Below are 8,688 nucleotides of genomic sequence, written 5' to 3'. Positions count from 1 at the left end.
GCGCCCGAAGGCCCGTTACCGTTCGACTTGCATGTGTAAGGCATGCCGCCAGCGTTCAATCTGAGCCAGGATCAAACTCTTCAGTTCAATTCCTGATAAAACTCTCGCTTGACGTCGCGGCCCTGAGCTTCCCCAAGACCGCAGTTTTACATCCAGTGCGAGTACTACATCTTTTTAGCGACAGTTCCAAAGAACTGCTGCCCAGACAAGCACCCACACCTATCAATTGTCTCGTTTTTAAAGAGCTGGTTGCGGGGACAGGATTTGAACCTGTGACCTTCGGGTTATGAGCCCGACGAGCTGCCAGACTGCTCCACCCCGCGTCCGTCAGAGAAGCGAGATATTACGCCGCTTTTCCTACCTCGTCAACCCCGTACCGCAATTTTTTTGTTGCTGCCTTGCGGCTGTTGCGGTGCGTTGCTGCGAGGGGGCGAACTATAGCCTAAGGATTCAGCCATTGCAAGAGGCCGGCCCAAGATTCTTTTTCACGACGATGCAGCGACGGCGCTGTGTCGAAGATCGAACGGCCACCGGCAGCCGTGTTCACATAGGCCTGGGTGTTGCGCAGGTAGGCGACGATCGGGAAATCGAAGTGCTTGAGGAAGGATTCCAACATCGTCGCGGCACGGGTACGCGGATCGACGCGCATGGCAACGATGCCGATGACGCCGCTGCGGCCGCGCAGTTCCTGGCGAAGCGAATTGAGGAAATCCTCGCTCGCCGCCATGTCATAGACGGACGGCACGATCGGCACCAGGACGCGATCGACGACGCGCAGGTAGTCGGAGAGCTTGTAGCCCTGCAGTCCGGCGGGCGCATCGAGGACCGCCCAGTCCGTCTCCTGCGGCAAGGCGAAGAAGGTTTGGCCGCCACCATAATAGCCGGTGATCGGTGCCAGCGCTGGATCGCGGAACGCCATCCAGCGCAAGGCCGACTGCTGGCGATCGAGGTCGCACAGCGTCACACGCTGCCCCGCGTTGGCGAAGTGGCCGGCCAGATTGGTCGACAGCGTGGTTTTGCCGGCCCCACCCTTGGGATTGGCGACAAGCACTGCTCGCATACAAAGATCTCCTTATCCTCATCTTGGGAGCTGCGTGATCCGCGCCGCGCAACTCGCTTACGAAACCCGGCCGACGGGCCGCGCACAGCGCAGCCCCTGTCAGAGGTGACTCGAACCGAGCGGCAAGCCCTGCCCCGGCGTCCTCCCTGCCGGCGAATTCTTGCATGAAATGTGGCCGCCGCGCTCGTGACGCAACAATCTTCGGCACCTGCCCCTGCCACTCGTTACAATTCGCTGCAAGCGCCCCCTCGCGGGCGGCGCCAGCCACAACAACAAGCCAGAGAGTGTGATGACAACCGACATATCAAAACCGCGTCAGGGAATCCAGTCGATCGAAGTGGGCGCTCGCCTGCTGCGTGCGCTTGCCGAGCACGGCAGGCCGATGATGCTGCGCGACCTGGCGAAAAACGGCGGCATGGCCGCGGCGAAGGCGCACCGCTACCTGGTCAGCTTCATGCGCATGGGTCTGGTCGAGCAGGACGCGAACACCGGACGCTACGATCTCGGTGGCTTCGCTCTCGAACTGGGGCTGGCGAGCCTCGCGCGCATCGACGTCGTGCGCCTGGCGACGCCTGTCCTCGACGACCTGTGCGAACAGCTCGGCGAGACGGTGGCCCTGGCGCTGTGGGGCAATTACGGACCGACCTGCGTGCGCTGGATCGAGGCCGGCGGACCGATCTCCCTCACCTTGCGCACCGGCGTCGTCCTGCCGATCGCAAGCTCGGCCACCGGCCGCGCTTTCGCTGCCTTCTTCCGCTCCCCGTACCTCAAGCGCCAGCTCGACAAGGAACTCCGCGCCGCGGCGAGCGCAGGCGAACAGCCGCTGACGACTGTGAGGCGCGAGATGGACGAGATACTGAAGGACATTCGTGAGCACGGAATCGCCCGTGCCAGCGGCAGCCTCACGCCCGGCATCAACGGCTTCAGCGCGCCGGTGTTCGATCATACCGGCAAGATGGTCGCCGCCGTCACCTCGCTCGGGCCGATCGGCCACTTCGACACGGACTGGAACAGCCCGCTGGCCGCGAACATCAAGGCGGCGGCCGAACTTCTCTCGCGTCGACTCGGCTACGCGGCCGGAGGAGACAAGTCGCCCGAAGGCGAAGGCAGGGAGCCTGCCGCGGCCGAACAAGCCGGCAGCGAAGGCGCAAGAATCCGCAAACCCCGCCGCCGCAAGGATGCGGAAGCATCCTGAGGACAGACACTCACGGCGCCGACTGGTGCCCCCGCCCGGAATCGAACCAGGGCCTGATGCTTACAAGTCAGAAATTTTGGGCAATTTCGATCAACACAGAAAAATGTAGCCAGAAGCAAAACCCAAGCATTTGCAAGGCTTTACAGGCCGGGTACTGTTGATTAGAATTGAACCGTGTAGAGCTTTTTTGGCTACATGGTGGCTACACGGAAGCGTCATGTAGCCAAGTCAACAGGCCCTGTGACCCTGCGAGGCAATGCAAATGGCACGCATCCGACTTACCCCCACGCGCATCGACGAACTCACCTGCCCGCCCGAGAAGTCGCAGGCATTCGTCTTTGACGAGACCGTTCCTTCACTGGCAGTTCGCGTGACTCCCTCCGGCGCCAAGTCTTACGTCTTCGAGTCGAAGCTTGATCGCCGCACCATCCGAATCACGCTCGGTAGCACCAAACGATGGCCGCTTGAATCCGTTTGGACGGGCAAAGGCAAAGAGCGCGAGGAAGTCACACGTGGCGCCCGCGAGGAAGCGCAGAGGCTGGCGACGCTGGTCGACCAGGGCATCGACCCGCGTGAAGTCGCGCAAGCGAAGCGCGAAGCCAAGGTCGCCGCCGAGACAGCCGCCGAGGCCGCGAAGAAATACACGCTTGCCGCCCTGTTTGAAGCCTACGCCGCGCACATCGAGAAAGCCGGGAAGAAGGGATCAGCACGCACGGCACGCAGCCTGTTTTCCTGCCATGCGCCCGCCAAGCTGACACAGACCCCCGCCAAGGACGTTTCCGCCGACGACATTGCGGACATGCTGCGCGCGGTAGTAGAGGCCGGCAAGGAGCGCACAGCCGGCGCCCTGCGCACCTACATGCTCGCCGCCTTCAACGTCGGAATGCGCGCCCGCTTCGATCCACTGCTGCCGGTCGCGTTCAAGGAATACGGAATCACGGCAAACCCGGTCGCAGCAATCCCCGCGATTGCCTCGCGTGAACATGACCGCGTGCTCACCAACGACGAACTGAAAACCTACGTCACCGCCCTTGGCGACAGCAGGCGCGACAAGGCGCTGCTGCTGGCATTGCTCGCCGGTGGGCAGCGCATGGAGCAAGTCCTTCGCATCAAGGTTACTGATTGGGACAAGGACACGAAGACGCTGCGCCTGCTCGACCCCAAGGGACGGCGCAAGAAAGCCCGCCTACACCTGCTGCCGCTGGCGCCGCGCGCCGCCGCACTGGTCGACTCGCTGCTCGCCGGAGCGGATGAGGATGGATATCTGCTGCCGCTCGACGCGCAGACACCCGGCAAGCGCGCGAAAGCCATCTGCATGGAAGCCGGTATCGCGCCAGCATTCAACCTGCGCGACATTCGCCGTACCGCTGAAATGCGCATGGCTGGCCTTGGCATCAGCAAGGACACTCGCGCGCACGTGCTGTCCCACGGCATTGGCGGCGTTCAGGACAAGCACTATGACCGGCACAGCTACGAGGCTGAGAAACGCGCCGCGCTGCTGGCTTGGGAGAACTGGATCAAGCAAATCGAGACTGGAGAGAAGGCGCCGTCGAACGTGGTAGCGATCCACGAAGCGGCAGCCTGAGAAAGGGCGCGAGCAATGAAGGTCAAAAGCATCTTTGAACGGCTTGATGGTTGTTGGTCAGATTCGTGGGATTCGCTGACAGATGAGCAGCAAGACGCATGGAAGGAAGCCGGCTTCACGAACGCAGTCCCCAAGGCCACGACTCGAACCATTAACGAAGCAGGTGTAGTTCGCGTGGAAAACGTCGTCGCCCCCGCCATGGAGCGGACGCCGTGGATTGCCTGGGACTGGCTGACGCCTGAGCAGCGCGAGTCGCACGCGAGGCAGTACGACGCGACTCATGCCCTCTGTGATCCGGTTGCGGAAGCGCGCGCCTTCGACCTGGTTTTCCAACTTGACGACGCCGAGAAGACCGCTGCGCGACTGCGAGAGGCCGCCGAGTGGTCGACCGGGCTTGAGCGCGAATCGAACATCCGGCAGCTTCAAGAGGCGGAAGCCGAGGTGTCGCGCATCAGCGCAGAGCTTGACCGCATTGAGCATCAGGGGGCGAACGAACCAGATGGATCGACCGGCCCCGAGGTATCGACGCCAGTGCAGAGGCCGGAACATCGGCCAAAAAAAGGCGTCCCCAAGGCCGAGATTCTCGCCGTCGATTGGCCGCTTCCAAGCGGTGCGCCAAGTATGGCGAACATCATCAAAGAGCGCCCGAAATGGGCGTCTGAGGCGTGGATTGACTGCGGTAGGCGCGGCGGCGACTCCCACTTGTGGAACCCTGCTTTGCTCGCCGTTGCACTGGCGAGCAGTGCGCCGCGCAAGGGCTGGACAGTGAGAGGAAGCGCGCTCGACCGCATTATCAAGGGCCACTTCCCGGATTTCCTAGACCAATGGGAATCTGTCGCCGACAGCCTCTGAATGCGGGTATCAAATGCGGGTCTAAATCCGGGTCAAATCTCGGAAACCCGCGCCAATGCTAGGAGTCAGATGCGGGTCAAACAATCAGCAGAAGACCCGCATTAGATAGTTCCATTCGCCTACGTTGCTTTAATTGTGAAGCGACGAGGTTTTCCACCAGGAGAACCCGCGAATGGAAAAGAACACCGCCCCGAAATACACACTGAGCACTGACGAGTTCGCCACTCGGAACCGAGTCAAAGCCCAAACCGTCCGCGCTCGACTCTGCAACACAGGATCTTACTTCGGCGTCCGTCCACTGAAACTCGCCAACGGTCGCACCGCATGGCCTGACGTGCAGGTGCAGAAATGATTGCGCCCGCTGAAAACCTTGGGGGAGGCCGCGGGCGCCGGGAAAAGCCGAATCATTTTAGCATTCCCGACCTTTTCCCGACTTCGACGCCGACCGCCTCTACTGCGCCGGTATCCGACAAGTTCGCGGGCACCGATAACCCGCGATACCTGCGAGCGATCCATGCGATGCTGAAACGCTCGCAGACGCGCGAACACCTCGACCGCGCTGCCGGATGCTCGAACGGGCCTGACCTTGTTGCTGATCTTCGTCGCCGGGGCCTTGAAGTCCCCTGCCAGCGAATCCCTGCATTCGACCGCGACGGCAAGGAAGTGCGAATCGGCGTCTATTCGCTGACCGACGCCGACCGCCGCAAGATTCATGCATGGCTAAGTCGCCGCCAGAAAGGCCATTCCGAAATCGCGTTCGTTGCAACGGTCTTCGGCGCCTGTCTCGCGCTCGCTTGGGCGGCTGAAACGATTGTGAGGGGGTTGGCATGACTCCGACCAAAAACAAAGCCGGCACCCGGCATCCTTTCGCTGCAATCGAACATCGCATCATCGACTCGCCGGCTTTCGCAGCCATGAAGCCGACCTCGAAAGTTCTGCTGCTGCTTGTCGCGCGGCAACTCACGAAGGACAACAACGGCCATCTTCAAGCGACCTACGCATTCTGCAATCGGTACGGCATCGGGAGCGAGCATACCTTGCGTGGAGCGATTGCCGAGTGCATCAGTCACGGATTCCTTTACAAGACCCGGAGCCATGGAGCCAACAAGGCATGGACGAAATTCGCCGTCACATGGCTTCCAGTTCAGAAAAAGGAAGGATTGTTCCTGTCCGGTTTCAAGCCCTTCGCTTGGCGAGACTGGAGTCCCGACGACAAAAAAAGCACCCGGCAGAAAGTGCTGGATCAATCCGGCAAAAAGTGCAGTTTCACCCCTGAACATCCGGCAGAAACTGCTGGAAACCGACCGGCAAAAACTGCTGACTATGAACCATGTTGCCATGGTAGAGGTGTTTTCGACGGTGCCGGCGAGGTCGGGGGCGACTGGCTGGCCGCGTATCTTGCTCGACTCGCCGCTCGCAGTTTGGCCGGTCGGCAGTGCTTCCAAGTCCCCGAGAGGCACGTCGCGCACTTGGCCGGGGAGGTGGCAGCATGAGCGCCGCCGCGACCGTCCTGCGCCCGTACCAAGAGCGCGGCATTCAGGCGATGCGCGAGGCCATGGCCGGGGGGTGTCGGCGCGTGCTGTTCTACTGCCCGACCGGGGGCGGTAAGACCGTCGTCGCCGAGGCCATGATTACGCGCTTCGTCGAACGGCACCCGAGCAAGCGCGTGTTGTTCATCGCAAACCGGAAACAGCTTGTCGCGCAGGCATCGGCGCACCTGACGCGCGCCGGCATCGAGCACGGCATCATGCAGGGCGAGAACACGCGATTCAGCGGCGAGCGCGTCATGGTCTGCTCAATCGACACCATCGCTATGCGCGGCATTCCTGACGACGTGGCGCTGCTCATCATCGACGAGGCGCACGCGGTCGCCGGCAGCGCGAAGTTCAAGTCGCTGTTGTTCAGGTACAACGCCGTCCCCGTCGTCGGCCTGAGCGCAACGCCGTTCAGCGCCGGCCTGGGGCAGCATTACACCGAGTTGGGCGGGCCGCTGTTCGAGCGTCTTGTCGTCGGCGCCACCATCCGCGAACTGATCGACCTGGGCAACCTCGTCGACGTGGAATGCTACGCGCCGAGCGACCCCGACCTGACCGGCGTCAAGACGCAGCGCGGCATCGGCGGCGAACTCGACTTCAACGAGCGGCAGCTTGCCGAAGCGGTCGACAAGCCCTCGCTCGTCGGCGACGTGGTGAATCACTGGCTGCGACTGGCGAAGGGCAAGCCGACCGTCGTCTTCGCCTGCAACATCGCGCACAGCCAGCACCTGACCGCCGCCTTCAACGCAGCCGGGGTGCCTGCCGCGCACATCGACTATCACCACGACGACGAGGAACGCGCCGCCATTCTCGACGCCTTCAATCGTCGGGAAATCATGGTGCTGTCGAACTCGGCACTGCTCGCTGAAGGATGGGACGCGCCGCACGCGGAGTGCATGATTCTGGCGAGGCCGACCAAGAGCCTGATCCGCTTCATTCAGATGGCTGGCCGGGTTCTGCGCCCGTTCCCCGGCAAGGAAAAGGCGCTGCTGCTCGACCACTCGGGCAGCGTCGTTCGACTCGGATTCCCGACCGACGACCTGCCGCTCGAACTCGACGACGGGAAGCCGCGTCAATCGGGCGGCAAGCAGGAGCGCAAGAAGTCAGAACCGAAGCCCTGCCCGAAGTGCAAGTTCGTTCGGCCTGCCGGGGTGCATGTCTGCCCGTCTTGCGAATTCGCACCGCAGCGGCAGAGCGATATCGAGGTGGAAGACGGCGAACTCGTGAAGCTGGATCGCCGCAAGAAGCCGGCGACGAAGGACGCGAAGCAGCACGTCTATTCGCAGTTGCTGTTCATCGAGCACCAGCGGAAATACAGGCACGGATGGGCGGCGAACCAGTACCGCAGCATCTTCGAGGTGTGGCCGCGCGGCCTGAACGAAGTCACGGCGCCGCCGACACCGGAAGTGCTGAACAAGGTCAAGGCGAACCAGATTGCCTACGCCAAGCGCAGGGAGGCGAACAATGCGCGCTGCTGACCTCGCACTCGGGCGCTGGCCTGACCTGCTCGCCAACTTCGGCATCGACCGTAGCTTCCTGACCGGCAAGCACCGCCCCTGCCCTGCTTGCGGGGGTAGGGATCGCTTCAGGTTCGACGACAAGGACGGCAGAGGGACGTTCTACTGCTCGCACTGCGGGAGTGGCGACGGCTTCGCGCTGCTCATGGCTGTGAAGGGGTGGAACTTCAAGCAGGCAGCCGACGAAGTGACCGCCGTCGCCGGCACCGTCACCGCCAGGGCGCCAGCGGCGACACCGAGCGCAGCATCGAAGCTGGAAGCCTGCCGGCGAGCATGGCAGGAGTCGCGCGCCGTCGTCGCCGAAGATCCGGTCGCCAAGTACCTGCGCCGGCGCACCGGCATCGCCGCAATTCCGAGGTGTATCCGGTTCCATCCTGCGCTGACCTACAAGCACGACGACGGCACCATCACCCGGCACCCGGCGATGCTGGCGCGCGTCACCGACTCAGACGGCAACGGTACGGCCATCCATCGCACCTACTTGACCGACGACGGCCACAAAGCCGACTTGCCGACCGTCAAGAAGGTGCTTGGAAACCTGCCGCCAGCGAGCGCGGTTCGCTTGTTTGAGGCTGTCGGCACCGTAGGCATAGCCGAAGGCATCGAAACCGCCCTGAGCGCGTCCGTGCGCTTCGGCGTGCCTGTGTGGGCGGCAATCTCAGCGGGCGGTCTTGAGAAATGGGCGCCGCCTGCCGTCACAGCGCGCGTCGTCGTCTTCGGCGACAACGATCAGTCTGGAGTCGGGCAGTGCGCGGCCTGGACGCTGGCGAAGCGTCTGATCGCATCCGGCATCAAGGCCGAGGTGCGGATTCCCGAGGTCGAAGGCAGCGATTGGGCTGATACCCCGCCTTGACGCTGAGAATCGACACTGACCCGGCTGCGCGCCGGGTTTTTTTGTCGGCGGGCGTGACTCGAATCGCCGGTATCCGCACGACTGGTATCCA

9 protein-coding genes, 1 tRNA gene and 1 rRNA gene are annotated in these 8,688 nt (G+C 62.8%); 8 read left to right on the top strand and 3 right to left on the bottom strand.

Annotated elements, in window-relative coordinates; all coding sequences use genetic code 11:
- The 3 genes from CCR84_RS05565 to CCR84_RS05555 all read right to left on the bottom strand — a co-directional run.
- Positions 1-87, bottom strand: a 16S ribosomal RNA gene (locus tag CCR84_RS05565); the annotation flags it as partial.
- A gap of 159 nt (positions 88-246) precedes the next feature.
- A tRNA-Met gene (locus tag CCR84_RS05560) sits at positions 247-323 on the bottom strand.
- A 119-nt stretch (positions 324-442) separates the two neighbouring features.
- Complete coding sequence (locus tag CCR84_RS05555) at positions 443-1,060, bottom strand: ParA family protein (protein ID WP_201210425.1); 618 nt, start codon at positions 1,058-1,060, stop codon at positions 443-445.
- 289 nt (positions 1,061-1,349) lie between these two features.
- On the opposite strand from CCR84_RS05555, the gene CCR84_RS05550 reads away from it, so the two are divergent.
- The 8 genes from CCR84_RS05550 to CCR84_RS05515 all read left to right on the top strand — a co-directional run bounded on the left by CCR84_RS05550 (position 1,350) and on the right by CCR84_RS05515 (position 8,597).
- Positions 1,350-2,255 (top strand): IclR family transcriptional regulator, encoded by a 906-nt coding sequence (locus CCR84_RS05550; protein WP_201210424.1) that lies wholly within the window; start codon positions 1,350-1,352, stop codon positions 2,253-2,255.
- Between the two features lie 262 nt (positions 2,256-2,517).
- A complete protein-coding gene (locus tag CCR84_RS05545) occupies positions 2,518-3,840 on the top strand; it encodes a tyrosine-type recombinase/integrase (protein WP_201210423.1) in 1,323 nt (440 codons plus the stop codon).
- A 15-nt stretch (positions 3,841-3,855) separates the two neighbouring features.
- A complete protein-coding gene (locus CCR84_RS05540; protein WP_201210422.1) occupies positions 3,856-4,692 on the top strand; it encodes a hypothetical protein in 837 nt (278 codons plus the stop codon).
- Positions 4,693-4,864: 172 nt separating this feature from the next.
- Positions 4,865-5,044, top strand: coding sequence for a hypothetical protein (locus CCR84_RS05535; protein WP_201210420.1), 180 nt, complete (start codon positions 4,865-4,867; stop codon positions 5,042-5,044).
- Positions 5,041-5,523, top strand: coding sequence for a hypothetical protein (locus tag CCR84_RS05530; RefSeq protein WP_201210418.1), 483 nt, complete (start codon positions 5,041-5,043; stop codon positions 5,521-5,523). The genes CCR84_RS05535 and CCR84_RS05530 overlap by 4 nt, the downstream gene beginning before the upstream one ends.
- Positions 5,520-6,185 carry a hypothetical protein gene (locus CCR84_RS05525; protein WP_201210416.1) on the top strand — a complete coding sequence of 222 codons (666 nt, stop codon included), beginning with the start codon at positions 5,520-5,522 and terminating at the stop codon, positions 6,183-6,185. Before CCR84_RS05530 ends, CCR84_RS05525 begins: the two co-directional genes overlap by 4 nt.
- Positions 6,182-7,705, top strand: coding sequence for a DEAD/DEAH box helicase (locus CCR84_RS05520; protein ID WP_201210414.1), 1,524 nt, complete (start codon positions 6,182-6,184; stop codon positions 7,703-7,705). The genes CCR84_RS05525 and CCR84_RS05520 overlap by 4 nt, the downstream gene beginning before the upstream one ends.
- Positions 7,692-8,597: a DUF7146 domain-containing protein gene (locus tag CCR84_RS05515; protein WP_201210411.1), complete on the top strand. Its 906-nt coding sequence runs from the start codon at positions 7,692-7,694 to the stop codon at positions 8,595-8,597. The genes CCR84_RS05520 and CCR84_RS05515 overlap by 14 nt, the downstream gene beginning before the upstream one ends.
- Positions 8,598-8,688 lie beyond the last annotated feature (91 nt).

The sequence above is a fragment of the Rhodocyclus purpureus genome (assembly GCF_016653115.1).
GTDB classification, from domain to species: domain Bacteria; phylum Pseudomonadota; class Gammaproteobacteria; order Burkholderiales; family Rhodocyclaceae; genus Rhodocyclus; species Rhodocyclus purpureus.
The sequence above is the reverse complement of the archived record's forward strand: the minus strand, read 5'-3'. Positions and strand labels throughout refer to the sequence as shown.